At 71.0% G+C, this 24,686-nt stretch carries 27 protein-coding genes; 9 read left to right on the top strand and 18 right to left on the bottom strand.

The features are described from left to right. Nucleotides 1-2: 2 nt before the first annotated feature. The gene (locus ACZ7OU_RS07865; protein WP_470254583.1) at nt 3-686 is read right to left on the bottom strand and encodes an SDR family NAD(P)-dependent oxidoreductase; all 684 of its coding nucleotides are present in this window, start codon (nt 684-686) and stop codon (nt 3-5) included. A 14-nt stretch (nt 687-700) separates the two neighbouring features. Continuing rightward, nucleotides 701-2,746, bottom strand: coding sequence for a DUF8189 domain-containing protein (locus ACZ7OU_RS07860; protein ID WP_470254582.1), 2,046 nt, complete (start codon nt 2,744-2,746; stop codon nt 701-703). A gap of 124 nt (nt 2,747-2,870) precedes the next feature. Here ACZ7OU_RS07860 and ACZ7OU_RS07855 point away from each other — a divergent pair, with 124 nt between their 5' ends. From ACZ7OU_RS07855 to ACZ7OU_RS07845, 3 genes are read left to right on the top strand one after another with little or no spacing between them, the layout of a single operon-like run. Next, on the top strand, nt 2,871-3,776 hold the full coding sequence (locus ACZ7OU_RS07855) for a sugar kinase (RefSeq protein WP_470254581.1): 906 nt from the start codon (nt 2,871-2,873) through the stop codon (nt 3,774-3,776). After that, nucleotides 3,773-4,390, top strand: a complete 618-nt coding sequence (locus ACZ7OU_RS07850) for a bifunctional 4-hydroxy-2-oxoglutarate aldolase/2-dehydro-3-deoxy-phosphogluconate aldolase (RefSeq protein WP_470240412.1) — start codon at nt 3,773-3,775, stop codon at nt 4,388-4,390. The genes ACZ7OU_RS07855 and ACZ7OU_RS07850 overlap by 4 nt, the downstream gene beginning before the upstream one ends. Next, a complete protein-coding gene (locus ACZ7OU_RS07845) occupies nt 4,383-5,387 on the top strand; it encodes a lactonase family protein (RefSeq protein WP_470240411.1) in 1,005 nt (334 codons plus the stop codon). The genes ACZ7OU_RS07850 and ACZ7OU_RS07845 overlap by 8 nt, the downstream gene beginning before the upstream one ends. Here the strand turns inward: ACZ7OU_RS07845 and ACZ7OU_RS07840 are convergent. From ACZ7OU_RS07840 to ACZ7OU_RS07825, 4 genes are read right to left on the bottom strand one after another with little or no spacing between them, the layout of a single operon-like run. Next, nucleotides 5,339-7,390 carry an alpha-galactosidase gene (locus tag ACZ7OU_RS07840; RefSeq protein WP_470254580.1) on the bottom strand — a complete coding sequence of 684 codons (2,052 nt, stop codon included), beginning with the start codon at nt 7,388-7,390 and terminating at the stop codon, nt 5,339-5,341. The two genes, ACZ7OU_RS07845 and ACZ7OU_RS07840, sit on opposite strands and share 49 nt — an antisense overlap. A gap of 14 nt (nt 7,391-7,404) precedes the next feature. Then, nucleotides 7,405-8,226, bottom strand: coding sequence for a carbohydrate ABC transporter permease (locus tag ACZ7OU_RS07835; RefSeq protein WP_470240409.1), 822 nt, complete (start codon nt 8,224-8,226; stop codon nt 7,405-7,407). After that, nucleotides 8,223-9,140 (bottom strand): carbohydrate ABC transporter permease, encoded by a 918-nt coding sequence (locus ACZ7OU_RS07830; RefSeq protein ID WP_470254579.1) that lies wholly within the window; start codon nt 9,138-9,140, stop codon nt 8,223-8,225. The genes ACZ7OU_RS07835 and ACZ7OU_RS07830 overlap by 4 nt, the downstream gene beginning before the upstream one ends. 1 nt (nt 9,141) lies before the next feature. Beyond that, nucleotides 9,142-10,440 carry an ABC transporter substrate-binding protein gene (locus ACZ7OU_RS07825; RefSeq protein ID WP_470254578.1) on the bottom strand — a complete coding sequence of 433 codons (1,299 nt, stop codon included), beginning with the start codon at nt 10,438-10,440 and terminating at the stop codon, nt 9,142-9,144. A gap of 158 nt (nt 10,441-10,598) precedes the next feature. On the opposite strand from ACZ7OU_RS07825, the gene ACZ7OU_RS07820 reads away from it, so the two are divergent. The 3 genes from ACZ7OU_RS07820 to ACZ7OU_RS07810 all read left to right on the top strand — a co-directional run bounded on the left by ACZ7OU_RS07820 (nt 10,599) and on the right by ACZ7OU_RS07810 (nt 12,753). Further along, entirely contained in the window at nt 10,599-11,297 is a 699-nt protein-coding gene (locus ACZ7OU_RS07820) for a FadR/GntR family transcriptional regulator (protein WP_470240406.1), read from the top strand. A 77-nt stretch (nt 11,298-11,374) separates the two neighbouring features. Beyond that, the gene (locus ACZ7OU_RS07815) at nt 11,375-12,145 is read left to right on the top strand and encodes an inositol monophosphatase family protein (RefSeq protein ID WP_470254577.1); all 771 of its coding nucleotides are present in this window, start codon (nt 11,375-11,377) and stop codon (nt 12,143-12,145) included. Beyond that, nucleotides 12,142-12,753 (top strand): NAD(P)-dependent oxidoreductase, encoded by a 612-nt coding sequence (locus tag ACZ7OU_RS07810; protein ID WP_470254576.1) that lies wholly within the window; start codon nt 12,142-12,144, stop codon nt 12,751-12,753. Before ACZ7OU_RS07815 ends, ACZ7OU_RS07810 begins: the two co-directional genes overlap by 4 nt. Before the next feature lie 40 nt (nt 12,754-12,793). On the opposite strand, the gene ACZ7OU_RS07805 is transcribed toward ACZ7OU_RS07810, so the two are convergent. The 4 genes from ACZ7OU_RS07805 to ACZ7OU_RS07790 are packed head-to-tail and all read right to left on the bottom strand — an operon-like array spanning nt 12,794 to nt 15,560. Further along, nucleotides 12,794-13,699 (bottom strand): LysR family transcriptional regulator, encoded by a 906-nt coding sequence (locus ACZ7OU_RS07805; protein ID WP_470254575.1) that lies wholly within the window; start codon nt 13,697-13,699, stop codon nt 12,794-12,796. A gap of 11 nt (nt 13,700-13,710) precedes the next feature. After that, nucleotides 13,711-14,307, bottom strand: a complete 597-nt coding sequence (locus tag ACZ7OU_RS07800; protein WP_470254574.1) for a TetR/AcrR family transcriptional regulator — start codon at nt 14,305-14,307, stop codon at nt 13,711-13,713. Nucleotides 14,308-14,341: 34 nt separating this feature from the next. Then, nucleotides 14,342-15,058, bottom strand: coding sequence for a hypothetical protein (locus ACZ7OU_RS07795; protein WP_470254573.1), 717 nt, complete (start codon nt 15,056-15,058; stop codon nt 14,342-14,344). Next, nucleotides 15,051-15,560, bottom strand: a complete 510-nt coding sequence (locus ACZ7OU_RS07790; RefSeq protein WP_470240400.1) for a SigE family RNA polymerase sigma factor — start codon at nt 15,558-15,560, stop codon at nt 15,051-15,053. The genes ACZ7OU_RS07795 and ACZ7OU_RS07790 overlap by 8 nt, the downstream gene beginning before the upstream one ends. Nucleotides 15,561-15,695: 135 nt before the next feature. Here ACZ7OU_RS07790 and ACZ7OU_RS07785 point away from each other — a divergent pair, with 135 nt between their 5' ends. The 3 genes from ACZ7OU_RS07785 (at nt 15,696) to ACZ7OU_RS07775 (ending at nt 18,213) form a co-directional block, all read left to right on the top strand. Further along, nucleotides 15,696-16,721, top strand: coding sequence for a threonine aldolase family protein (locus tag ACZ7OU_RS07785; RefSeq protein WP_470240399.1), 1,026 nt, complete (start codon nt 15,696-15,698; stop codon nt 16,719-16,721). Between the two features lie 14 nt (nt 16,722-16,735). Continuing rightward, the gene (locus tag ACZ7OU_RS07780; protein WP_470240398.1) at nt 16,736-17,314 is read left to right on the top strand and encodes an HAD family hydrolase; all 579 of its coding nucleotides are present in this window, start codon (nt 16,736-16,738) and stop codon (nt 17,312-17,314) included. An 83-nt stretch (nt 17,315-17,397) separates the two neighbouring features. Continuing rightward, nucleotides 17,398-18,213, top strand: coding sequence for an SAM-dependent methyltransferase (locus tag ACZ7OU_RS07775; protein WP_470240397.1), 816 nt, complete (start codon nt 17,398-17,400; stop codon nt 18,211-18,213). Between the two features lies 1 nt (nt 18,214). Here the strand turns inward: ACZ7OU_RS07775 and ACZ7OU_RS07770 are convergent, their stop codons facing one another. From ACZ7OU_RS07770 to ACZ7OU_RS07735, 8 genes are all read right to left on the bottom strand, one after another. Continuing rightward, the gene (locus tag ACZ7OU_RS07770) at nt 18,215-18,403 is read right to left on the bottom strand and encodes a hypothetical protein (RefSeq protein ID WP_364610651.1); all 189 of its coding nucleotides are present in this window, start codon (nt 18,401-18,403) and stop codon (nt 18,215-18,217) included. Nucleotides 18,404-18,504: 101 nt separating this feature from the next. Then, nucleotides 18,505-19,677 carry a pyridoxal phosphate-dependent aminotransferase gene (locus ACZ7OU_RS07765; protein WP_470254572.1) on the bottom strand — a complete coding sequence of 391 codons (1,173 nt, stop codon included), beginning with the start codon at nt 19,675-19,677 and terminating at the stop codon, nt 18,505-18,507. 15 nt (nt 19,678-19,692) lie between these two features. Further along, complete coding sequence (locus tag ACZ7OU_RS07760) at nt 19,693-20,763, bottom strand: transglycosylase SLT domain-containing protein (protein ID WP_470254571.1); 1,071 nt, start codon at nt 20,761-20,763, stop codon at nt 19,693-19,695. 71 nt (nt 20,764-20,834) lie between these two features. After that, the gene (locus tag ACZ7OU_RS07755) at nt 20,835-21,146 is read right to left on the bottom strand and encodes a hypothetical protein (RefSeq protein ID WP_470240394.1); all 312 of its coding nucleotides are present in this window, start codon (nt 21,144-21,146) and stop codon (nt 20,835-20,837) included. A gap of 133 nt (nt 21,147-21,279) precedes the next feature. Then, nucleotides 21,280-22,038 carry an ESX secretion-associated protein EspG gene (locus ACZ7OU_RS07750; protein ID WP_470254570.1) on the bottom strand — a complete coding sequence of 253 codons (759 nt, stop codon included), beginning with the start codon at nt 22,036-22,038 and terminating at the stop codon, nt 21,280-21,282. 2 nt (nt 22,039-22,040) lie between these two features. Beyond that, the gene (locus ACZ7OU_RS07745; RefSeq protein ID WP_470254569.1) at nt 22,041-23,621 is read right to left on the bottom strand and encodes a hypothetical protein; all 1,581 of its coding nucleotides are present in this window, start codon (nt 23,619-23,621) and stop codon (nt 22,041-22,043) included. Nucleotides 23,622-23,630: 9 nt separating this feature from the next. Beyond that, nucleotides 23,631-24,197, bottom strand: a complete 567-nt coding sequence (locus ACZ7OU_RS07740; protein WP_470240809.1) for a DUF3558 domain-containing protein — start codon at nt 24,195-24,197, stop codon at nt 23,631-23,633. A gap of 25 nt (nt 24,198-24,222) precedes the next feature. Next, a complete protein-coding gene (locus ACZ7OU_RS07735; protein WP_470240391.1) occupies nt 24,223-24,603 on the bottom strand; it encodes a hypothetical protein in 381 nt (126 codons plus the stop codon). Nucleotides 24,604-24,686 lie beyond the last annotated feature (83 nt).

Genomic DNA, 24,686 nt, shown 5'->3' with positions numbered 1-24,686 from the left:
ATCTACGCGGAATCCTTGGCGGCGGACCAGCCGCCGTCGACGGTCAGCTCGGCTCCGGTGACGAACGACGCGGCGTCCGAGAGCAGGAACGCGATCACGTTCGCCACCTCCGCCGGGTCGCCGAGCCGGCCCGCCGGGGTCGCCTGGGCGCTGCGTTCGCGGTCCGCCGGCGAGATGCGGTTCCAGGCCTCGGTGAGCACCGGCCCCGGCAGGACGGAGTTGACCCGCACGGCCGGGGCGTATTCGACGGCCAGCTGCCGGGCCAGCGCGACCAGCGCGCCCTTGCTGGCGGCGTACGCGGGGTGGCCCGGCAGCCCGAAGTGCGCATGCACCGAAGAAACCAGCACGACCGCGCCGCCGTTCTTCCGCAGCGACGGTAGGCAGGCTTTCAGGGCGAGGTACGTGCCGGTCAGGTTGACGTCGAGCTGCCGCTGCCAGTCGGCGCGGTCGATCTCGTGCAGGGGCCCGGTGCTCGGCACGTAGGCGTTGCTGACCAGTGCGTCCACCTCGCCGATGTCCGCCCAGGTCGTTTCGTCGCTGACCGATCCCCGGATCGGCGTGACGCCGTCGGGGAGTTCGGCGATGTCCACGCCCAGCACGCGGTAACCGTCGTCGAGCAGCTTCCGGGCCGTCGCCAGCCCGATCCCGGACGCCGCTCCGGTCACCACCGCGGTGCGCGTGGACATCGCCTCTCCTGTTCCTAGAACTCGGCTACGTGGACATGGTCGTCCGGCCCGCGGGCGGCGAACCACAGCGACGCGCCGTCGGACGCGGCGCCGAGGGTTCCCACGATGCTCCCGCTCGGGTACTCCGGCCGTTTGAACCAGCCGGCCCACGAGCCGGACCACTCGTTGGCCCACAGCGAGTAGTCGCTCGCGGACGCGGTGAGTGCGACCTTCGCGCCGGCCGCGACGAGCGTCGGGCTGCTGCTGATCGTGCCGCCGATGCCGGTCCAGTCCGACCAGGTGTCCCCGGTCTTCGTGCGGACCCAGACGCTGTCGTCGGCGGTGCGGACCGCGACGACCGTGCCGCTGGTGGACGTCGCCGCGCCGGGCCTGCCGTAGATCGGTTTGCCGCCGGGTGCGCCGAGACCGGACCACTGACCGGCGCTGGTCCGCTGCCAGACCTGGCCGTCGGCGCCGCGCGCGAAGACCGTGCCGTTGCTGGTGACGGACGGCGAGTCGGTGAGCGTCCCGCCGAGCCGCTTCCAGTCGCCCCACTTCTTCGTGTAGCTGCGCTGGTAGAGAGCGTTGTCGAGGCCGCGGACGTAGACGTCGACGCCCTTGGCGGTGGCGACCGCGGCCGGCTGGCCGAGGAACTTGCCGCCGACCTGGCGCGGCCCGTCGAGGCCCTTGACCTGCAGGGAGCCGTCGCGGTCCCGGAAGAACGTCACGGTCTGGCCGCCGGTGCGGACGATCGCCGGGCTGGCGGACGCGTCGCCGCCGAGGTCGTCACCCGGGACGAGGTCGGTGCCGTGCAGGCGGAGGAACGCGGTGCCGTGCGCGGGGACCGTGACCGTGTACGAGCCGGTGGCGCTGCCGCGGTCGGCGCGGGCGCGGAGGTCGCGAATGGACACTCGCCCCTTGAGCCCGGCGTCGGCGAAGTTCACCGTCATCTGCGTCGGGGCCTCGCCGCGGTTGAGCAGGACCACCGCGCGGTCGCCGTCGCGGGAGAGGACCTTGCTGTAGGTGTCGGTGCTGCCGTTCGTCGCGACGCGGACGCCCTGCGTGCCGAGCCGGTCCTGGTTGACGCCGACGATCTCCGGGTTCTTCAGCGTGCCGATCATCGACGCGGGCAGCGTGCGCGGGTCCGAGCCGAGGATCAGCGGGGAGGCCATCTCCGCCCACATGACGAACTGGGTGGTCGACTCCTCCTCGTTCAGCTCGTAGGTGCCCTGCTCGGTCTTGCGCATCGGGATCAGGTAGTCGGGGTCGTTGTAGTGCCCCGGCCCGTTCGCCTCGGGGTGCGCGGCGTTGGCGTCCATGTTGCGCAGGACGTCTTTCCAGATGCCCTCGTACGGCGTGCCGAACGCGATGTCCGTGCTGGTGCGCCAGGAGTCGGCGACGAGCGGGCCGTAGCTGTAGGCGATGCCGGCGACCTGGTCCGGGCCGTGCGGGGTGCCCCACTCGTCGGTGACCGGGTTGCAGACGTTCAGCACCATCGGGCGGCCCGCCTTGGCGAGGGCCTTGCTGAACTGCGAGAACGCGTCGGCGGGCTTGAGGTTCTGGGCGATGCCGCAGAGGAAGTCGACCTTGACGGCGTCGAACTTCCAGTTCGCGAACCGCTTGGTGTCCTGCTCGTAGTAGCCGCCGGAGCCGGCCGCGCAGTTCTTGCCGTCGGAGGCGCCCGCGTCGGTGTAGATGCCAGCCTTGAGACCCTTGCCGTGCAGGTAGTTGACCAAAGTGGACAGTCCACTCGGGAACTTCGCGCTGTCCTCGTGGAGGTTGCCCTGCGCGTCACGCGGGTCCGGCGCGGTCCAGCCGCCGTCGATCCAGACGTAGCGGTAGCCGGCGTCGCGCAGGCCGCTGGAGACGAGGAAGTCCGCGACGGACTTCACCGACGCCTCGCTGGGCGCGCCGAGGCCGTAGTAGGTGTTCCAGCCCATGTACGGGGTCTTCGCGACCCCGCTGTCGTAGTAGTCGGGAGCGCCTTGGTCCACGGCCGGGGTTGCTTGAGCCGGGATCGCTACGGCGGTCAGCGCGGCTGTTGCCGCTGCTACGACCGCCAGGGATCTCTTCAAGAGCATGTTGCCGGACACCCTTCTCCGATGAAACAGCGTCGAGCTGAGCCGGAGAGCAGCATGCCGGGGCGTCTCGTCCTCCGTCAAGAATAAATCCTAAATTAAGATTTCACGCGCTATGCTGTCGGCGATGAACACCGAAGTCGTCACCCTCGGCGAGGCGATGCGGCTGCTGCTCGCCGAGCCCGGCGTCGCGCTGCGGCGTGCCCGCACCTTCACGTCGTCCGTCGCCGGCGCCGAGACCAACGTCGCCGTCGGCCTGGCCCGGCTCGGCCACCGCGTCCGCTGGCTGAGCCGCGTCGGCGACGACCCGTCCGGTGCTTCGATCCTCGCGACGCTGCGCGCGGACGACGTCGACGTCTCGCAGGTCGAAGTCGACTCGTCCGGCTTCACCGGGTTCTTGATCCGGGACACCGAGACGGTCGAGTACCACCGAAGTGGCTCCGCTGCTTCGCGTCTCTCGGCTGCGTACGTGCGCGAAGCGGGTCTCGACGGTGCTCGGCTCGTCCACGTCTCCGGCATCACAGCGATGCTGTCGTCCGAAGCGGTCGAAGCGCTCTTTGCGCTCGCACGCGCTTCGGGCGCTTGGGTGTCCTTCGACCCGAACGTCCGGCTGAAGCTCGCTTCCGCGGATCGCTGGCGCTCGGTCGTCGGACCCCTCCTGACCAGGGCGGATCTGGTGTTCGCCGGAGAAGACGAGCTCGAGCTGCTAGAGCAGACCCCGGACGCGCTGCTCGCCGGCCGGGCGCAGACGGTCGTCGTCAAGCAGCGGGACAAGGTCGCGCGAGCGGTGACGGCCGACGGTTCGTGGTCGCAGCCGAGCCTGGTCACGCGGGTCGTCGACCCGGTCGGGGCGGGGGACGCGCTGACGGCGGGGTATCTGTCGGCGTGGCTGCGGGGCGCACCGCCGGACGAAGCGCTGCGGGCGGGCGCGATGTGCGCGGCGCTGGTCGTCGGCTCGCGGACCGACCTGGAAGGCCTGCCCGACCGGCGCGAACTCACCAAGGCACTGCTCGGCACGGAGGTGGACCGATGACCTATCGCTGGGAGATCACGGCGGCGGCGCTGCGGCAGGGCGTCGTCGGGATCGTGCGCACGCACGACGCGGAGTCGGCGGTATCGGCGGCGCGCGCGGCTTTGGAGGCCGGGCTGCGCTCGATCGAGCTGCCGCTGACCAACCCGGGCGCGCTGGACGCGATCTCGGGGCTGTCCGCGGCCTACCCGGACGCGACGATCGGCGCCGGCACGGTGCTCGACGAGGCGTCGGCGGTACTGGCGATCCGCGCGGGCGCGCGGTTCCTCGTGTCGCCGTCGGTGGACGCGGCGGTGATCCGTACCGCTCACCGGTACGGCGCGGCGGCGTTCCCCGGCGCGGGTTCGGTGACCGAAATCGTGCGGGCGCTGGAAGAAGGTGCTGACGCGGTCAAGGTTTTCCCGGCTTCTTCTCTCGGGCCATCGTGGATTTCGGACGTGCGGGCGGCGCTCCCGCAGGCGCCACTGGTGCCCACCGGCGGCATCGGACCGGCGGACGTGCCAGGCTGGCTGGCGGCGGGCGCGGTGGCGTGCGGGGTCGGCTCGGCGCTGACCCGCGGCACGCCCGCGGAGATTTCCGCCCGGGTCGAGACGCTGTTGAGGAGCGCGCATGGCTGAGCTGGTCTTCGTCGGGTGCTACACCGGCGACGCGGGGAACGGCACGGGGATCACGACGTTCTCGCGGTCCGCGTCCGGGGCGCTCTCCGAGGTGGCGACGCTGCCGATGGAGTCACCGTCGTGGCTGGTGCGGCACCCGTCGTTGCCGGTGCTGTACGCGGCGAACGAGACCGCCTCGGGCGCGGTCACGGCGTTGTCCATTTCGCCCTCGGGTGCGTTGTCGGTGCTGGGCACTTCGGAGACGGGCGGCGCGCACCCGTGTCACCTGGCGGTGACGCCGGACGGCCGCTTCCTGTTGTGCGCCAACTACACCGGGGGCAGCCTGGCGGTGTTCTCGCTGACTTCTTCCGGTGCCCTGGAGTCGCGGACAGCCTTGGTCCAGCACACCGGGAGCGGACCTGACGCCGATCGTCAGGAGGCGGCGCACGTCCACATGGCGGTCCCGGCTCCCGACAGTTCGATCGTGAGCGCGGTCGACCTGGGGACGGACGAGATCCGCAGCTACACGCTGTCTTCCGACGGTGCTCTCGCGCCGTTGGCCGTGTCGTCGCTGCCTGCCGGAACGGGCCCGCGCCAGCTGGTCCGGCGGCCGGGTACGGATCTGGCGTACGTGGTGGGCGAGCTGGCCGGCACCGTGGTGACGGTCCGCGAGACGTCCCCGGGCGCGTTCGCGGTGGAGTCGGTCACGGCGTCGACGCTGTCGTCGGTGACGCCGAACCTGGTGGCCCACCTGGAGCTGGCGGACGCGCGGATGTACGTGTCGAACCGCGGCCCGGACTGCGTGACGGAGTTCGCCCTCGACGAGACGTTGGTCGTGGCGGACCAGCCCTGCGGCGCGAACCCACGGCACTTCGCCTTGGTGGACGGGACTTGTTACGTGGCGGCCCAGTCGGAGGACGCGATCACGGCGTTCACGCTGACGGCGTCGGGTGAGGCGGACCTGAAGCACTACCCGACGGGGTCGCCGACGTTCGTGCTGCCGGTGTCACTGCCCTGACGGCGCAGGATCACGATGTCCGCGTCGTGGTCTGTGGTCCAGTCGAACGGGAGGCCCGCGTACTTCAGGTGCGCTCCTGAGTACCGGGATCCCTTTTCGTCCACATAGGACGCGTCCGCGGGCAAGGAAAGACGCACCCGCGACGACCGGCCCGGCACCAGCGGCGCCCCCGTCAGAGAGCCCGTGCTCCACGCCAGCACGACCACCGTGTCGCCGTCCTCGGACGTGTACTGCGTTGCCGCCGTCGGGGATGACGGGCCGGCCAGCACCCGCGCGACGCCGTGGTGAATGACCGAACGGATCGACTTGTACACAGCGATCAGCGAAGCCGCTTCAGCATGCTGTGACGAAGTCCAGCGAGACAGGTCCGCGCCGATCCCCAGTACCCCGGCCATCGCCGTCACGAAACGGAACCGCAGCGACCGGGGCCGCGGGTCGAAGATGCCCGACGAGTCCGTCACCCACGAACTCATCAGGTGCGGCGCGTGCATCAGCAGGAACCCGTCCTGGATCGCCAGCCGGTCCAACGGCCCGGTGTTGTCGCTCGGCCAGACGACGTCCGTGCGCGCGACCGTTGCCAGGTCCGTCCGGCCGCCGCCGCCCGCGCACGCCTCGATCGTCACGTGCGGGTGCACAGCACGCAGGTGGTCCAGCACCGACAAGTACCCCGCCACGTGCTCGGCGTCCAAGTCCGCGTCCGGCGAGCCCGGGCGGCCGCGCTCCGTCGGGGGACGGTTCATGTCCCACTTCAGGTACGAGATCGGGTACGCCGACAGCAATGAGTCCAAAGTAGACTTGACAAAAGAAACAACGTCGGGCAGACCAAAGTCCAGCAGCAGCTGGTTGCGGATCAACGTCAGCGGACGCCCGTCGATCCGATACACCCAGTCCGGATGCGACGCGTACAGCCGCGACTTCGGGCTGACCGCCTCCGGCTCGACCCACAGGCCGAACTCCAGGCCCAGCTCCCGCACCGACTCGACGAACTCCCCGAACGACTCGTCCGCGGGGGTCCAGTCACCGAGGCCGCCGGTGTCGTCGTCGCGGCCGGTGAACCAGCCGTCGTCCACCACGAACAGCTCGACGCCGATGTCCGCCGCTCGCTTCGCCAGCTCCAGCTGGGGCGCGCTCCGGACGTCGAACCCGGTCGCTTCCCACGAGTTGTAGAGCACCGGACGCGGGCGCTGCCACCGCGAGCCGGCCAGCACGCGGTCGTAGTCGTGCCAGACCGAAGCAAGGCCCGACAGACCATCCACACTGGACGCCAGCGCAACCACCGGGGTTGATAGAGAGGCACCGGGTTCCAGCAAGACCGGCCCCGGCGAAGGCAGCCGCCCGGCCCGGACGCGCGTCAGACCCGAAGGCTCGACGTCCGCCTCGATCGACCACGACCCGGGCCACTCCAGGGAAACGCCGAATGCGGGGCCGCCTGAAGAGTCCTGCACCGCGAGCCACGGCACATGAGCGTGCCCCGGGACGCCGAACCGGCTTTCCATCCGGAACCCGCCGGCCGGCAGCGAAACGGACTGGCGGGTGAACTCCTGCGACCACTGCCCGGTCAAATACGTCAGACGGGCGCCGGCCACCGTCGGGATGCAGACACCCGCCGAGCCCAGCCGGTCGAACTCCAGCGTCGACGAACCGGTGTTTTCGAACTCGACCCACCGGGTCAGCACGTCCGTCGAAGGCACCGGCCGGTAGCAGAGCACCGCGCGCAGCCCGGATACCTCGTCCACAAAGGACAAGCGCAGGTCAGAAGCAGAGGAGACGGCGTCGAACCGCCACCACGAACCACCCCGCACCGCGACGTCCGCGCCGGAGAACGGCCGCAGACCCAGCGGTGCGTACTCGACCGGCGCCGCGTCGGCCTCGGTGATGAAGTGCACGTCGCCCGCGTTCGTGAACACCAATGGCCCGTCCTCGATCCCGGACGGCCCCCACGCCACCAGTTCGGCCCACCGGCGGGACGGATCCAGCGCCACGGTGTACGAAGTGGACTTCATCGGCACTGTCCACGTCACTTGATCGCCCCGATCGCGAGTCCCGAGATGAAGTGCTTCTGGAACCGCAGGAACACCGCGACCGTCGGCACCGCGGCGATCACCGAGCCCGCGGCGATCACGTTCCAGTTGGACACGTACTGCCCCTGCAGGCCGAGCAGCGCCGGCGTCACCGGCATCACCGTCCCGGTGCGCAGCACGGTGATCGACCACAGCAGGTCGTTGAACGTCCAGGTGAACGCCAGCGCCCCGAGCGCGGCCAGCGCCGGGCGGGTCATCGGCAGGATGATCCGCCAGAAGATCTGGGCGACGCCGGCGCCGTCGATCAGCGCCGCCTGCTGGATCTCACCCGGGATCGACCGCATGAACCCCTGCAGCACGAACGTGTAGAAGCCGAGCCCGAACCCGACCTGCACGACGATCAGCGCCGTCAGCGTGTCGTAGATGCCCAGCAGCTCGGCCAGCTTCGCCACCGGCACGAGCAGGATCTGCGGCGGCAGCAGGTTTCCCGCCAGCATCACCAGGATGATCGTGCGGCGGAACGGGATCTCGTACCGGCTCAGCGCGAACGCCGCCGCCGAGCTGAGCAGCAGCGCGAGCAGCACGGTCGGGATCGTCACGAGCAGGCTGTTGAGCATCGCGTGCCCGCCGCCGCCCTCGCCCCACGCCTGCCCGAACCCGTCGAGCGAGAACGACGCGGGCAGCGCGCCCAGTCCGTTCGACGCGATGTCGGAGAACGTGCGGACGCTCGTCGTGAGCACCAGCAGGATCGGCAGCAGCCACAGCACCGAAAGCCCACCCGCGAGCAGGTGGAACCCGAAGGTCCGGGTCCTCCTCACGAGTCCTCCCGGAAGGCGCGCACGAGGTAGGTCACGATCACGCCGAACGCCAACACGAAGATCACCACGGCCAGCGCGGACGCGTAGCCGAGGCGCAGCGACTGGAACGCCGTCGCGTACATGTACGTGCTGAGCACCTCGGACGAGTGGTACGGCCCGCCCTTCGTCATCGACCAGATGACGTCGAACGAACGCAGCGAGTCGATGATGATCACCGACAGGACCACGGAGTTGACACTGCGCAGCTGCGGCCAGGTGACGTTGCGGAACTGCTGCCACGCGGTCGCGCCGTCCAGCTTGGCCGCCTCGTACAGTGCCGGGTCGATGCCCTTGAGCCCGGCCAGGTACAGCACCATGACGTACCCGAGCTGCCGCCACAGCGCCGGGACGAGCACCGCGTACAGCGCCGTCTTCGGGTCGGCGAGCCACGCGTGCTGCCAGCCGCCGAGCCCGATCGCGCCGAGGACCTTGTTGAAGACGCCGTCCGGCTGGTAGATCACCTGCCAGATCAGCGACGTCGCGACCAGCGAGAAGACCACCGGCGTGAACAGCGCGGCCCGGTAGAACCCGACGCCACGGCGTTCCTTCTGCAGCAACGCCGCCAGCGCGAGCCCCCCGACGGCCGAGAGGCCACCGAAGAGCACGAGCCAGATCACCGTGTCGAGCGCGGCGGTCTTGAAGATGTCGTCGGAGAACATCTCGGCGAAGTTCCCGAGGCCGACGAACGTGGGCGCCGAGACGCCGTCCCAGTTCGTCAGCGCCAGGTAGAACCCCTGCAGCGCCGGCCAGAACACCCAGAACCCCTCGACGAGGAGGGGCACCAGGACGAACGCCAGCAGCACCGGCGATATCCGGCGACGGCGTTTGGGGGCCCGCACCGCGGTCTTCGGCCGGTCAGCGGTCAGCACCGCCATCTCAGGACTGCCAGACCTTCTGCGCGGCGGTCTGCCAGTCGCTCAGGATCGAGTCGAGCTCGTTCGGCTTCTGGATGAACCGGATCAGCGCGGCGTCGGCGGTCGGCTGCAGCGCGTCGGAGGAGTCGCGGTTGAAGAACTGCGTGATCTCCTTGGCGTCCGCGAGCATCTTGCGTCCCTTTTGGACCAGCGGGGTGCCGTTGTCCTTGGCCTTCGGGTTGGTCGGCAGGACCGTGCCGGAGGAGTTCTTGATGTAGAGCTCCTGCGCCTCGGCCGTCGCGACGTACTTGAACCACTCCTTGACCTCGGCGACGTGCGGGGTGCGCGCGCTGGCGAAGAAGCCGTCGGTCGGGCCCTCCTCGGCGACCGGGACGGCCGGGTCGAGGATCGGGAACTGGAAGAAGTCGAGGTCGTCGAGCGCGTCCTTCGGGGCGGCGTCGGCGAAGAACGTGCCGGTCAGGACCATGCCGGTGCGGCCCTGCAGCAGCACGGTCGTGGCGTCCTGGAACGCGATCGCGGTGCCGTTCGGGTCGAAGTACGGCAGGGCCTGGCGCCACGGGTCGAAGATCTTCTTGACGCGCGGGTCGTCGAAGCGCTGCTTGCCGGCGAGCAGCTCGCGGTGGAAGGGCGCGCCGTTGATCCGGATGTTCAGGTAGTCGAACCAGGCGGACGCGGTCCACGGCGTGGTACCGCCCGCGCCGAGCCCGATCGGCGAGATCCCCTTGTCCTTCAGGGTTTCGCACAGCGCGAGGAACTCAGTCCAGTTCGTCGGCGGCCGCACGCCCCACTTCGCGAAGTTGGACTTGCGGTAGAAGAAGCCCCACCAGTAGTAGGACGTGGGGACGAAGACCTGGTGCCCGGCACCGTCGCCGGAGAGCGCGCGGAACGCGGCGCTGTAGTCGCCCATGGTCTGCCAGACGTCGCCGACGTCGAGCAGCAGGCCCTTGCGCGCGTAGCCGGACAGCAGCGAACCCGGGTACCACGTGAAGGTGTCCGGCGGGGTGGCCGCGGTGAGGTAGCTGGGCAGCTGGGTGCGGAAGGTCTCGGACGCGACGGTGTTGACCGTGGCCGTCGCGCCGCCCTTCGCGCCGAACGCCTGGGCCAGCGCCTCGATCGCCTTCTTCGCCTCGGGCGAGGACAGGTTCGACTGGACGGTGACCGCGCCGGCGGCCTGCTTGACCGGGCCGGAGTTCGCGGAGGTGGCGCAGGCGGCGAGGAAGCTGCCCGAGCCGATGGCGCCCAGCCCGGCGAGGCTCGTGTTGCGCAGGAAACGGCGGCGGGACAGGCCTGCACTCGTCATGTCGTGACCCCTTTGTCTTGGTGCCCGCACGGGCGTGACTGCTGCCAAAGAGTGCAACCGGGCGACGCCGGTGTCAAGATGTATTCATAATTTATGACGACTTAGTGGGCGGCGTAGGATGACTCCGATCACGACCTGCCAGCTGAGAGGGCCCTCCATTGACCGAACACCGGCCACGCGGGTTGCACGGCCAGACCGTGGAGGCACTGGCCAGCCGCATCCTCTCCGACGAGTGGGGCGAGGGCACCGTCCTGGACCTGCCGGCGCTGCGCGAAGAGCTCGACATCAGCCTGACCGCGCTGCGCGAGGCGCTGAAGGTGCTGGCCGCGAAGGGGATGATCGACGCGCGGCAGAAGCGCGGCACGTTCGTCCAGCCGCGCGAGCGCTGGAACATGCTCGACACCGACGTCATGCGCTGGCAGACCGCGGCCGCCGACGACCCGGGCCTGCTCGACGAGCTGACCGAGGTCCGCACGGTCGTCGAGCCCGCGGCGGCGCGGATCGCGGCCGAACGCGCGTCGGAGGAAGACCTCGACTCACTGCGGGAGGCACTGGCCGACATGGCTGCCGCCGACGACGCCGAGGCGAGCGTCCAGGCCGACCTCGCGTTCCACCGGCGGCTGATGACGGCCACCCACAACAACTTCCTGATGCGGATGGAACGCGTGATCGCGATCGGGCTGGCCGAGCGCGACAAGCTGGTGCACGGGGCGTCGGCGGCGGAGGACCCGGTGCCGAGCCACCGCAAGGTGTTCGACGCGATCGTCGCCGGCGACCCCGTGGCGGCCGAGCAGGCGATGCTGGCACTCGTCACGAAGTCCCGCGACGACCTGGCGAAGGCGCAGCGCAAGTCCTAGCTCAAGTGCACGGCGGTAACTCGTCAGTTAAGGAGATTGCACTGGAGTCAGGCGTCAGTCCGTGCCGTAATAGGTACATGACAAACGTTCTGACAGCGGTCACCCAAGCGGCCGAGAAGGCCGGACAGGCTTTGCTCGACGCGTACGACCCGGCGAGCCGGCCGGCGGACCGGGCGGCGATGTACGAGCTCGGCACCCGCCTCGAAGCGACCTCGACGGCGATCGTGCGCGAGGCGCTCGACGGCGTCGTCCCCGGCGTCGGCTGGTGGGACGAAGACGAGACCGGCCGCGTCGTGCCGGCCGGGCGGTGGTGGGTGGTCGACGGCACCGAAGGCGCGGTCAACCACGTCCACGGCCTGCCGGAGTGGGGCGTGACGATCACGCTGGTCACGGACGGGCAGCCGGAGCTGACCGTCGTCCGCCAGCCGATCGGCGACCTGACGTACACGGCGGTGCGCGGCGAAGGCGCCTTCCTCAACGGGCGGCGGCTGCACGTCTCGGCCAAGACCGACCTCTCGAGCGCGGCGGTGACGGCGAGCCAGGCGGGCAGCTCTCCCGAGGTCTACACGCGGTTCGCGAGCGCGTTCGTGGCGATGGCATCGAAGGCATTGCTGGTGCGCAACACGATTCCGACGACGTTCCCGTTGCTGGGCCTCGCCGCCGGGCAGTACGACGTGTTCTGGCAGTACGAACCCGACCTGCCCGGCAGCGCGGCCGGCGCCCTGCTCGCCGCGGAAGCGGGCGCGGTCGTCACCGATCTCACGGGCTCCGCTTGGGACGTCAACTCGGCCGACATCCTCGTCGCCGCACCGGGTCTGCACGCCGCGGCGCTGGAGGTGCTGAAGTGAGCCGGGTGGCGGTGCTCGGCGCGTCGGGCGCGGTGGGCAGTGAGCTGGTGCGGCAGGCGCTCGAGCGCGGACACGAGGTGGTGGCCGTCAGCCGGAACCCGGCGCCGTCGTCCACCGAGCGGCTGACCACGGTCGCCGCCGACGTCCACGACGCCGCGGGGATCGCGGATGCCTTACGCGGCAGCGAAATCGTGCTCGACGCGCTGGGCTTGCGGAAGGGCGACCCACCCGGCGTGCTGACCGCCGGGGCCCGTGCGGTGGTGGCCGCGGGACCGTCGCGGGCGGTGTCGGTCGGCGCGCTCGGGACCGGGCCCTCGGCGGAGGCGGCGGGCTGGCTGTCCCGGACGTTGGTGGCGCGGCTCCTGAAAGCCGAGGTGCCGGACAAGGTCGGCGCGGACGCGGCGATCCTCGGCATGGGCGGGACGGTGGTCCACGTGGGCCCGATGAAGAGCGGCCCGATCAGCCCGACGCGGCAGAGCGTGCGGCTCGACTCCTTGCCCCGCAAGCTGTTCCCGCCGATGATCAGCCACGCGACGGTGGCCGCGGCCATGCTCGACGCGGCCGAAGACGGCCCCCGCGGCGAAGTCCTGGTAGCGCTGGCCAAGTGAGGTCGTGAGTGAGAAACAGTGTTCTAACGCTGTTTCTCACTCACGACCCCGCCGCGGCAGACCCGGCCAGCACGTCGGTCACCGCGGTGCGGCAGTGGGCGCGCAGCCATTCGTGCGCCGGGTCCGTGTCGTAGCGGCTGTGCCAGCTCAGCACCACCGGTGCGCTGGGCGGGTCGAACGGCAGTTCCACCGCGCTCAAGCCGACGTCGGCGCGGGCCTGGGCCGTGGACCGCTCGGCCATCACCCCCACGACGTCGCTGTGCGCGATCGCCTGCAGCGCCAGTGCCGCCGTCGGGAGCGCCGCGACCACCCGGCGGCGCAGCCCAAGCTCGGCCAGCACCTTGTCGACGCCGTCGCGCAGCCGGCCGCGCCGGGACACGATCACGTGCTCGGCCGCCGCGAACTCCTCGATGTCCATCTCGCGCCCGGCTCGCGTCACCAGCACCAGGCGATCCTCGCCGACGACCTCGTGGCTGATCTCCGGCGACGCCGGCACCGTCGCCCCGAGCTCCAGGTCGACGTGCCCGCGCGCCAGGTCGGGCGTGTCCACCGGCGCCTCCGCCAGCAACCGCAGCCCCAGCCCGGGCGCCTCCGCCGACGCCGTGCGCAGCAATGCCGGGAACAGCGCCGCGAGCAGCGCGTCGTGGCCCTGGATGGTGAACGTGCGACGCAGCGTCGCCGGGTCCACCGTGCGGGCCGGGGCCAGCACCCGGTTCGCGCGGGCCACCAGCGTCCGGACCTCGTCGCGCATCGCGAGCGCGCGGGGCGTCGGGGTCATCGTGCGGCCGGTGCGCACCAGGATGTCGTCGCCGGTCGTCGCCCGGATCCGCGCGAGCGTGCGGCTCATCGCGGGCGGCGTGAGGTGCAACCGGTCGGCGGCCGCCTGCACGGAGTTCTCCTCCAGCAACGCGTCCAATGCGGTCAGCAGGTTCAAGTCCACCTGCACGACAGTAATGGTCAGGAGCCGTCGAGTGCGTTCTGCAGCATCCGCGAAGCCGCCGCGCGCGGGGCCGGGTCGATCGCGATCAGGGCGTTGACGACGGCGCCGTCGACCAGCGCGATCAGCCGTTCGAGTTCATCGGTCGAAACCGGGGTGCCCGAGCGCGCGAAGATCTCCGTCAGCAGCTCGTCGAGCTGGGCCGACAGCGTCCGCATCAACGGCCGCAGGTACGGACGGCGACCGGTCGCGACCAGGCGTTCGTACCGCAGGAGCACCGCTTCCGCGTCGGCCTCCGGGTCGTCGGTCTCCGGCCCGAGCAGCATGTCCAGCACCAGGTCGACAGTCGCCTGCACGCCGCGGTTGCGGGTCGCGAGCTCCTCCAGCCGGCGCCGGCCCGCCGCCAGCTCGGCGTTCGAATGGTGCTCGACGGCCGCCGTGACCAGCTCTTCCAGCGAGTCGAAGTAGTACGTCGTCGAGGCGAGGGGCAGCCCCGCGCGCTCGGCCACCGCCCGGTGCCGGACGGCGTCGAACCCGCCCTCGACGAGCAGCTTCGCGGCGGCCTCGACGAGCGCGGCGCGCCGTCGTTCCCCTTTCGGGGTGGTCGCAGCGGTCATGACCGGTCATTCTGCCAACCGGGCGGACCCGGGCTCAGAAGCGGGGCGCGAGATCGTGCGCGAACGCCTGAACCTGACCCGCGTACGGCGCCGTCGCCCCGGCCGAAGGCACGCTGACCAGCAGCAACGACCCGCCGGACGCCGTGGCCACCTGGGCCGTGACCGTGCCGGCCGGCTGGGACTTGAAGACCACGGGAATGCCCTTCGGGTACACCGCCGCGGACACCTCGCCGCCCGGGACCGGGAACCCGGCCGAGCGCGACGCCGTCGAACAGGCGCCGCCCGGCACTGCCGGGGTTCCGGCGACGTGGCCGGGGAGCTCGCCAGCGAGGGCGATGGCGAGCTCCCCGTCCACCTGTTCGCACCCGGAGGCGCCTTCGGCCAGCTGGCCGGTCTTCCCGCCCTGGTCACCTCCCTGCCGAGGTGGTTCGGACGAGAAGTTCGGTGACCCCCCACCGACTTCAGGACGTGCCGGGCTCAAGCCGGGTTGCCCCGACCCCGGCCCGGATTGTGACGCCATGGCGCCGTTGTCCGCGGCTGTCAGTGCCTCGGGGGTACCCCCGGACAGCAAGCCGTACGCGCCGAACCCGACGACCACCAGCGCCGCGGCGCTCACCCCGGCGGTGATCCGGTTCCGGCGCCGCACGGTCTGGCGGCGCGATTCGCGAACGACGTCGTCCTGGGAGAACGTCGGCTCGGGTGCGTCCGGCGGCGCGGCGGAGAACAACGAGCGCAGCTCCTGCTCATCCATTGGTCTCCACCTCCCGTTCCAGAACCTGCTTGAGGTTCGCCAGCCCGCGCGCGGTCTGGCTCTTCACATTGCCTTCGCTGCAGCCCAGCGCCTTCGCCGCGCCGGTCACGTCGAGTCCTTCGAAGAACCGCATGACCAGCACCGCCCGCTGCTTGGGCGGCACTTCCTTCAACGCCGCGAGCAGGTCTTCCCTGGTCGCGACGAGGTCGTCGAGGCCGGGCGAGTCGTCGGCGGGTTCCGGCAGGACCTCGGTCTGCCACTCACGCCGCCACGGACGCCGCGATTCGTCGATCGACGCCCGCACGAGCGTCGTGCGGACGTACGCGTCGGTCGCCGCGCGATCCCTGATCTTCTTCCACCTCCGGTGCAGCGCGACGAACGCCGTCTGCGCGAGGTCGTCCGCCCGGTGCCAGTCGCCGCAGAGCATGTACGCGGTCCGGCGCACGGCGTCCCGCCTGGCGGCGAAGTACTCCGCGAACTCCTCCTCGTCGCGCTGGTCCACGCGCAGTCGTGCTCCGCTCTGTTGTCGTCGGTGGGTAGGACGGAATCAGGGGCGTCCACGGTTGCACGGACCGAGCAGGTCCCACCACTCCGGGGCTCATTGATCCCCGGGAGGTGGGTGTGATGTGATCGCTCCGTGACCTTCACGCTGCCGCCGCTGGACTTCCGCTCCGACACCGTCACCCGTCCGGATGACACGATGCGCGCGGCGATGGCGTCCGCGGAGGTCGGCGACAACGTCCTCGAACGCGACCCGACGATCCAGGCGCTGGAGGAACGCGCCGCCCACGTCCTGGGCATGCCGGCCGCGCTGTGGGTGCCGAGCGGGACCATGGCGAACCTCGTCGCGCTGAGCATCCACCTGCAGCGTGGCGACCGGTTCCTGGCCACGCGGGGTGCCCACGTGCTGACCAACGAGCTCGGCTCGGCGGCGTGGCTGGCCGGCGGGATGCCGGACATCCTGGAGCACGACGGCGGCCCGGGCCGTCCCTCGCCCGACGCCCTCGCGGCCGCGATCGGACAACCCGGGCCGTACTTCACATTACGGACGTCGCTGCTCTGCCTCGAGAACACGCACAACGCGGCCGGCGGCGCGGTCACCCCGCCCGACGAGCACGCCCAGCTGCTATCCGTCGCGAAGGAAGCCGGCCTGACCGTGCACCTCGACGGCGCCCGGCTCTGGCAGGCCGCGGTCGCGCTGGAGGTGCCGCCGGCCGCGCTGACCGTCGGCGTCGACAGCGTTTCGGCCTGCTTCAGCAAGGGCCTCGGCGCGCCGGTCGGCTCGGTCGTCGCGGGCAGCGTCGCGTTCGTCGAGCGGGCGCGCCGGATGCGGCAGATGCTCGGCGGCGGCGTCCGGCAGGGCGGCGTCCTGGCCGCGGCCTGCCTGGTCGCGCTGGACCGCGTCCCCGAGCTGGCCGAGTCGCACGAGAACGCGCGGCGCCTGGCCGAGGGCCTGGCCGACCACGGCTGGGCGACGAACGAGCCGGACACCAACATCGTGCTCGCCGAGGTACCCGACATCCCGACCGCGCTGGCCTGGCTGGACTCGCTCGGGATCCGCGCGGTGCCGATGGCGGGCCGGGTCCGGTTCGTGACGCACCGGGACCTGAGCGCGACCGACATCGAAGAAGCGTTGCGCCGGATCAAGTCCGGCGCCCGATGAGTACCGGGGGCACCGTGAACTGGATCGTGTTCGACTACGGCGACGTGCTGAGCAAGCCGAGCGAGGCCCGTCCGGAGCTGGCCGCGCTGATCGGCGCGCCGCTGCCGGAGTTCGAGAGGGCGTACTGGGACTACCGGATTCCTTATGACGCCGGAAGCACCCCGCTCGAGTACTGGCAGACGGTCGGCAAGGCCTTGGACGTGTCCGTCGACGAAACGCTGTCGGCCGAGCTGACCCGCGTCGACGTCGAGGGCTGGGCGCACCTGGAACCGTCTTCGCAGGCGTTGTTCGAGGCCCTTTCCGAAGCCGGCGCGTCGCTGGCGCTGCTGTCGAACGCCCCGGTGGTCTTCGGCGAGTGGGTCCGCGCGCAGGAGTGGGCCCGCCACTTCCGCGTGACGCTGTTCTCGGGCGACGTCCGGTGCGTCAAGCCGGACGCGAAGATCTTCCGCCTGCTGCTCGACGAGCTCGGCGCGGAGCCGGCCGACTGCCTGTTCTTCGACGACCGTCAGTCCAATGTGGACGGCGCACGGGCGGTGGGGCTCAAGGCGGAGGTGTGGAACGGCGCGGACGCGGCCCGCGCGTGGCTCGACTGACCTCACCCGCACCGCACGTCCGCCTACCAGCGGTGATCGTTCGTGGCCTAGGCTGCACGGACCCCGACCCCCGGTAGGCCGCCATGACGAGCGAACGACCGTCGGCCCGCGTCGACTTCGACCGGCCGAGCATCGCCCGCGTCTTCGACGCGTTGATGGGCGGGCAGGACAACTACGAGGCCGACCGCGCGGTGGTGCGGCAGATCCTGGAGATCGCGCCGGAGTCCCCGGCGATGGCGCAGGAAGTGCGGCAGTGGCTCGTCCGCGCCGTGCGGTACCTGACCGAACGGCTCGGCGTCGACCAGTTCCTCGACCTCGGCTCGGGCTTCCCGACGGTGGAGAACACCCACCAGGTGGCGCAGAAGTACAACCCCGAGGCGCACGTCGTCTACGTCGACAACGACCCGGTCGTGCAGGCGCACGGCCGGGCGTTGCTCGTCGACAACGACTTCACGCACATCTCGGGCAACGACCTGCTGCGGCCCGGCGAAACCCTGTCCGACGTGGGCCGGTTCATCGACTTCGACCGGCCGGTCGGGCTCGTGCTGTGCGCGATCGTCCACCACATCACGGACCTCGAGCAGGCCCGGCAAGTGGTCAAGTCCTACGTCGGCGCGATGGCGCCGGGGTCGTACCTGGTCCTGCTCCACCAGCACAACCCGGACGACGGCTCCGAAGCGGCCGGCGTCGCGACGTCTCTGCAGAAGCGGTTCAGCGGCACCGGGCTCGACACGAGCTACCGCACGCGGGCCGAGATCGCGTCGTTTTTCGACGGCCTCGACCTGCTCGAGCCCGGGTTGACGGCGCCGCACCGGTGGTGGCCGGACGGGCCGCGCCTGGCGCCGCTGACGCCCGTCAACTGGACGTCGCTGTGCGGCGTGGCGCGGATCCCGGGATAGCTCAGTAGCGGTTGATCCGCCTGGGGTCCTTCTTGCCGCTGATCGCGCGGTAGCCGGCGGCGCCCAGGAAGGCGATGCCACCGATGATGGCGATCCACAGGACGGCCTTGAAAACGAAGCCGATCACGGCGCCCAGCACCATGAACGCCACCCAGGCGACGATCAGGCCGCCGACGATCTTCCAGAACATGGCTTCCTCCGATTGCTCCCGTGGCCCCTCCGGCCCGATGACTCCACTCTGACACCTCGGCCGGCGAAACTCCCCTCAGCGAGCCAACGTTCAGGGATGAATCAGGGTTCCCCCTGGCCGAGCCAGGCCCCCAGCCGGCGAACGCCTTCGTCGAGGTCGTCCGCGCTGCCCGCGAAGGAGAACCGGACGTACTTGCCGCCGTCGACCGGGTCGAAGTCGACGCCGGGGGTGATGGCGAGGCCCGTGTCGGCGAGCAGCCGCTGGCACCAGCTCAGACTGTCGTGGGTGTACGCGCTGACGTCGGCGTACGCGTAGAAAGCACCATCGGCGGGAGCGAGCTCGTCGAGGCCGATGCCCTTGAGGCCGGCGAAGAGCCGGTCGCGGTTGGCGCGGTAGCGCTCGACGTGCGCGTCGGCCTCCGCGTACGCCTCCGGGGTGAAGGCGGCGAGCGCCGCGTACTGCGAAACCGCGGGCGGGCAGATGGTGAAGTTGCCGGTCAGGACGTCGACCGCGCGGTGGAGCCGCTGCGGCACGAGCATCCAGCCGAGCCGCCAGCCGGTCATCGCGAAGTACTTCGAGAAGCTGCCGAGCACGAGCGGCTCCCGGCCGAACTGCCACGCGCAGTCGAGCTCGGCGCCGTAGGAGATGCCGTGGTAGATCTCGTCGCTGATCAGCTGCACCCCGTGCGACGAGCACCAGCCGGCGATGGCGGCCAGCTCCCCGGGCGGCAGGACGGTGCCGGTCGGGTTGCTGGGGCTGGCGACGATCAGGCCGTCGATCGGCCCGAGCTCGTCGAGCAGGGCGACGGTGGGCTGGAAGTTCGTCTCGGCGGTGGTCGCGAACTCGACGACCTCGCAGCCGAGGACGGTCAGCAGGTTGCGGTAGGCGGGGTAGCCGGGCCGGGCCATCGCCACCTTGGCCCCGGGGTCGAAGGCGCTGAGGAAGGCGAGCAGGAAGCCCCCGGACGACCCCGTGGTCATGACGACGTCCTGAGCGGTGACGTCGAGCCGGTATTTCCGCTGGTAGTGCCCGGCGACAGCCTCGCGCAGCTCGGGGATGCCGAGCTGTTCGGTGTAGCCGAGGGTGCTCTTGCCGAGCGCTTCGCGGGCGGCGTCGAGAACGGGCTTCGGCGCGGGCACGGAAGGCTGCCCGGCGGCGAGCGACACGAGATCACCGTGACTGCGCTGCCGCGCGCCCGCGGCGGAAAGGACGTCCATGACGTGGAAGGGCGGCACACCGGCCCGCAGCGCGGGACCCGCCTCGAGGTCGGCCATGGGGCCAGGCTAGTTCTAGTACCCCTGGTAGGCACCGCCGTGGGCCATGGCCTTGATGCCCGGCACGTTGCCGAGGCCGCCGTAGCGGTCGAAGGAGTACCGCACGCCCGCGATGATGTTGTCGACCGGGTTGTAGATGTTGTCGTGGCCGGGCAGCTTGTGGGCGTTGAACGTCCCGTCGATGCACTGCATGAGCCCCTTGGACGGGTGCCCGGCAGCGGCGTTGGAGTCCCAGTTGTTGATGGCGTTGGGATTCCCGCCCGACTCGTGCTGGATGATCGCCCAGATGTTGGGGATGTCCGCGTCGGTGACGGGGACGCCGGCCGCCTGAAGGGCCTTGATCGCCTCCTGGATCCACTGCTGGACGTTGCCGGGCGGCGGGGACGACGGCGGGCCGCCGCTGGGGCCGAGGCCACCGCCTCCGCCACCACCGCCACCGCCACCGCCGTGGGAGGCGCCGTTGCTGTGGATGCCGCCGGTGCTCTTGGGCGCCGCGGGAGTGCTGCTCGGCAGGGGAACCTGGTCGTAGCCGCCGTCGATCTGCTGGGACATCAGCGTCTGCGAGGCCTTGATCTGCGTGTCGGCCTGGGTCTGCAACGCGGACACGTCGCCGTCGAAGCCGGCGGTGATGGTGTGGATGTCCGTCTTGGCCTGCTCGAGGATCTCGGCGGCGGTCGGGCTCGGGCCGGGCTTGCCCTCGTCCATCGCCTTCTTCGCGCTGTCCAGCGCGACCTTGATGTCGGTCGCCGCCTTGGTGTTGCGCTCGTTGACCGCGGTCTCGGCGGAGTTCTGCTTGTCCGAGACCTTGCGCTTGATCTCGGCGAGGTTGGTCTGCAGGGTGTCGAGGTCCTTGGCGACGTCTTCGAGGTGGGTCTGCACCTTGGTGCCGGCGTCGCGCACCTGGCGGACGTAGGTGAAGAACTGGTCCGCCGCCGGGCCGGCCCACACATCGCCGCCCAGCGCGTCCGTCGACGACTTCAGGGACGCATTGTGGTCACCGGCGTTCTTGCCCGCGTCACGAAACTGCGTCGCCGCGTCGGTGATTTTCTGCAGATTGACCTTTTCGACCTGATCGACCTTCTTCATGAAGGCGTCCCAATTGTCCGGCGTTCCGGCGCCGACCCCGTTCAAAGCCACTCTGGTGCCCCCTGCTCAGTTCACTTGTCGACGTGCAGCGTGAGGTCGCTCGCCCCGACCTGGTCGGTTTCGGCGATCAGGCCGGCGGCCTTGCGCATGGCGAAACCCAGCGCCTCCATGTGCTTGCCCGCGGCGTCGAACTGGCTGTGCACGCCGTCCTTGAACTTGCCGACCGCGCCGTGCGCGTCGCCCTTGTCGTCCATCCCGCCGAAGGGACTCTCGTGCTCGTGGTCCATGCCGGTGACCTTCTGCTTGGACTTTTCGAACTCGTCCTTCAGCTTCTCCACCTGGCCGGCCGCGATGGCCATCGAGTCGGCGTCGTAGACAGGCACGGTTCGTCATCCCCTTCGCACACTTGCATCCGCCCGATCAGACGTCGTCATGACCGGGACGGTTCCCGCGCTTACTTTATGACTTCCCGCGCGCCGCGCGTACCGTTCCCGGCGAACTTCCACCCGGCGGGGATCAGGCCTCCGCCATCAGTTCACGGATTCGCGTCGCCAGCAGGGCGTTGTCCGCCGGGGTCACGGTCGCCCACTCGCGGCCGTCGCGGTCCGACGCCACCTGGAACAGGTACCGCCCCGCGTCCGTGTCGAAGAACGCCACGACCCGGCCCGCTCGGTGGACCACGCCGTCGCGGCCCACGCGTTCCGCGCCGAACTGGCCCCTGGCCTCCTGGCCCAGCAGCATGCCCGACAGCTCCTGGGCCTGGAACAGCTCCACGCCCCGGTCCTCCAACGCCGTGACCAGGCCTTTCGCGTCGCCCTTCGCGGCCGCGTCGGCGGATCTGAGGACGTCGTACGGGATGCTCACCGTCTGGCCGATGCCCGGGCCCAGGTCGCCCGCCACCGAGGCCGCCGCCTCCGGGAGGCCGTCCTCCGTGGCCGGGATCAGCCAGACCTCGCCGCTGTCGACCACCGCCAGCACCGCCTGGCTGCGGACGCTCACCGCGCGGCCGCGGATCTCGCGCTCGGCCCACACCCACACGTCCACGCCGAACTGGGGACGGGCCAGCAGGTTGAGCAGGTCCGCCACCTCGCCCGACACCCGGCGGTTGCGGGCCAGGCGCCGCTCGCTCAGCGACGCCCAGGCCGCGTCGACCACTTCCAGCCGCTCGCCGCGGGTCATTCCTTCGCTCGGCACGTCCAGCGCGACGTGCCGGCGGGGCAGGCCCAACGACTCCCAGAGCACGTCGAACTCCCGCGCGGACAGCACCAGCGACACGGTCAGCGCCCGTCCCCGCTGTGGTCGCCGATCACGTCGGGAGAAACCATCCGCTGGTCGGCGAACAGGTCCTGGTCGTCGACGCCGAAGCGGCGGACGTGCTCGGCGTCGTCCTCCTGCGGGGCCGCCTCGGACAGGAACTTCGACTCGCCGGCCTGCTGCTTCGGGCTGATCTGCTCCGACTTCCGCAGCGCGACGGCCTCCTCCTCGGGCAGCTCGCCGACCGGCAGCGGCCGCACCGGGCCCTTCGCCTGGCCCTTTTCGCGCCGCAGGCGTTCCTTGTCGCCGCTCAGCGCGCCACCGGCCGCGCCGGCACCGACCGCCGCCGCGCCCGCGCCGATCTCGCCGGGGGTCGCGCCGGGCTTCGCCACGAAACCGCGTTCGGCCGTGAACTGACCGGGCGGGAGCGGGGCCTGCGGCATCGCGCCGACCGTGCGGCCCTTGGCCAGCAGGCCGTCGGCACCGCGGTTGGCCCCGCCGAACGAGCTGTCGACGCTGGTCGAGCCGGCGCCGGACGCGCCACCGCCGCCGAGGGACTTGATCGGCGCCGTCCCCGGCGCCGAGCCGGGCGGCAGTGAGCCGGGTGCGCCCGGCGGCACGAACTGCTCGCCGCCGCCGACCGACAGCCCGGGTGAGAAGTGGGAGGAGTCACCGGACGCCGTGCCGCGACCCGGCGCGTTGACCCAGCCGGGGCCGGGCGTCGACGTCGGCGGTTTCACGCCCGCCGGAGTCGTCGACGACGACGGTGTCGTGTGCTGCGCGGGCGAGGTGCCCGCGCCGGTCTGGCGCGGCGGCTGCGCGACGGGCCGGGACGGCTGCTGCTGCGCCGCGACGCCGTAGACCGGGGTCGGAGGGTCGGCGTGGACCGTGTGCGACACCGGCTGCACCACCGGCGGGTCGACGTGCACCGACCGGACCTTGTCCGAAGCCGGCTTCACACCGCCGTCCGGCGTCACCGCGACGGCGGCGCCCGCGACGTCCAGCACGCCCGGCGTGATGCCCGGGGCGGCCAGCTTCAGCGACTCGGGGTCGGACAGCGACTGCGTCGAGAGCAGGTTGGTGCCGCTTTCCTGCGCGTACTCGTTCAGCGCCTGCTTGGCCTGTTCCTTGGCGTCGTTCGCGGCCTCGACCTGCCGGGCGTGGTCGGTCTCGAAGCCGATCAGGCTGAGCAGCAGGCCGTCGCCGAGCGTGTAGCCGCCCGCGCCCTTCCGGACGGTCTCGGCGTCCGGGAGCTTGTACTTGGTCCGGTTGAACGACTCGCCCTGCTCGAACACCATCTCCGCGGCGTGCGCGACCTTCGTCGTCGCGTCCTGGGAGAACCCGGCCTGCTCGGTGAGGACCTGGCTGGCCGCACCGCCGGCCTGGCTCTGCCACTCGACGCCGAGCTTGAGCAGCTGCGCGCGCAGGGTCTGGTCGGTGTGGGCGAGCGCGGTCGCGACGGCCTTCAGCGCGTCGACGGCCGTGCCGATGCTGCCGGTGCCGTCACCGTTGATCATCCGCGTGATCTGGTCGGCGATCGCGGTGTTCGTCCAGCCGTCGAAGCGGTGGTTCTGAATCCCGGCCGCGAGCTCGGAGAATTCCACGCGCCCTCCCTAGTTGCGTGCTTTCAAGGTCTGCAGCGCGATGTCGGCGGCCTGCACCGACAGGTCGCACAGCTGCGGCTGCGTGAACTTGCCGCGGGTGATGGCGAAGGTCTGGACGGCCAGCGTCTGGCCCCTCGCGACGCCGACGAGCGCCTCGCAGTCGGCGGGATCGCCGGCCGCGCGGTAGTTCGTCAGCGCCGGGTAACCGCCGATGGTCTTCGGCTCGGTGGTCATGCTGTTCTTCTTGCGGGCCCCGGTGATCCACTCGTCGAGGTCCGCCGACACCGCTCGCACGTGGTAGGCGTGCACCGGCTCCGCGCCGTCCGCGTCGAACACGCACGTCGGCCCGTCCTCCGGGGGAGCTTCCCGGGGCGCGCTGGTGATCTTCATGGCGTCGAGCTGCACCTGCGGGAACACCTCGCACAGGTTGACGCCCTGCAGGGGCAGCTCAGCCGGCCGTTGCGGCAGCTGGGCCGCCTTGGCGCTCTGCGACGCCGCGGTCGCGGCCGTCTCGATGGGGTAAGGGGTGCCGTCGGTGCCCGCCGAGCAGCCGGCGAGCGCCGCCGTCGCGAGCACGCCTCCGGTGATCCGCAGCTTCCGGCTACGCACCGTGCCTGCTGCGGTCACCGAACACCGCCGCCTTCTCGTCTTCGCTGACCTTGTAGTCCTTGGCGGCGTCGCGCAGCTGCGAGACCAGGCGCTTCAGGCCGGCGACGTACTCGCGGACCTGGCCCGCGTAGGAGCGGTCGCCGTCGGCGATGAGGGTGTTCCAGGCGTCGATCGACTGGGTGCTGATCACGTCGGCCGACGGCGCGTCGATCCGCAGCTGCCCGAGCTTGGTCAGCAGCTGGTCTTCGAGGGAGTTGGCCTGCTCTTCGACGATCCGGGCGACGTCCAGGAGCTTGTCCGGGTGGACCAGGACGTCCGCGGCCGCCGGCGCCACGGGGACGGCCGAGCTGAGGTCGTACGAGGGTCCTGACATGCTCTCCCCTGACGTCATACGGACAGTGACCGGCCGACTCCCGTCGAGGCTACCAACCCGGGTGTGACAGCAGGCTGAGATTG

This window comes from Amycolatopsis sp. NPDC114505 (genome assembly GCF_055633615.1).
The sequence above is the reverse complement of the archived record's forward strand: the minus strand, read 5'-3'. Positions and strand labels throughout refer to the sequence as shown.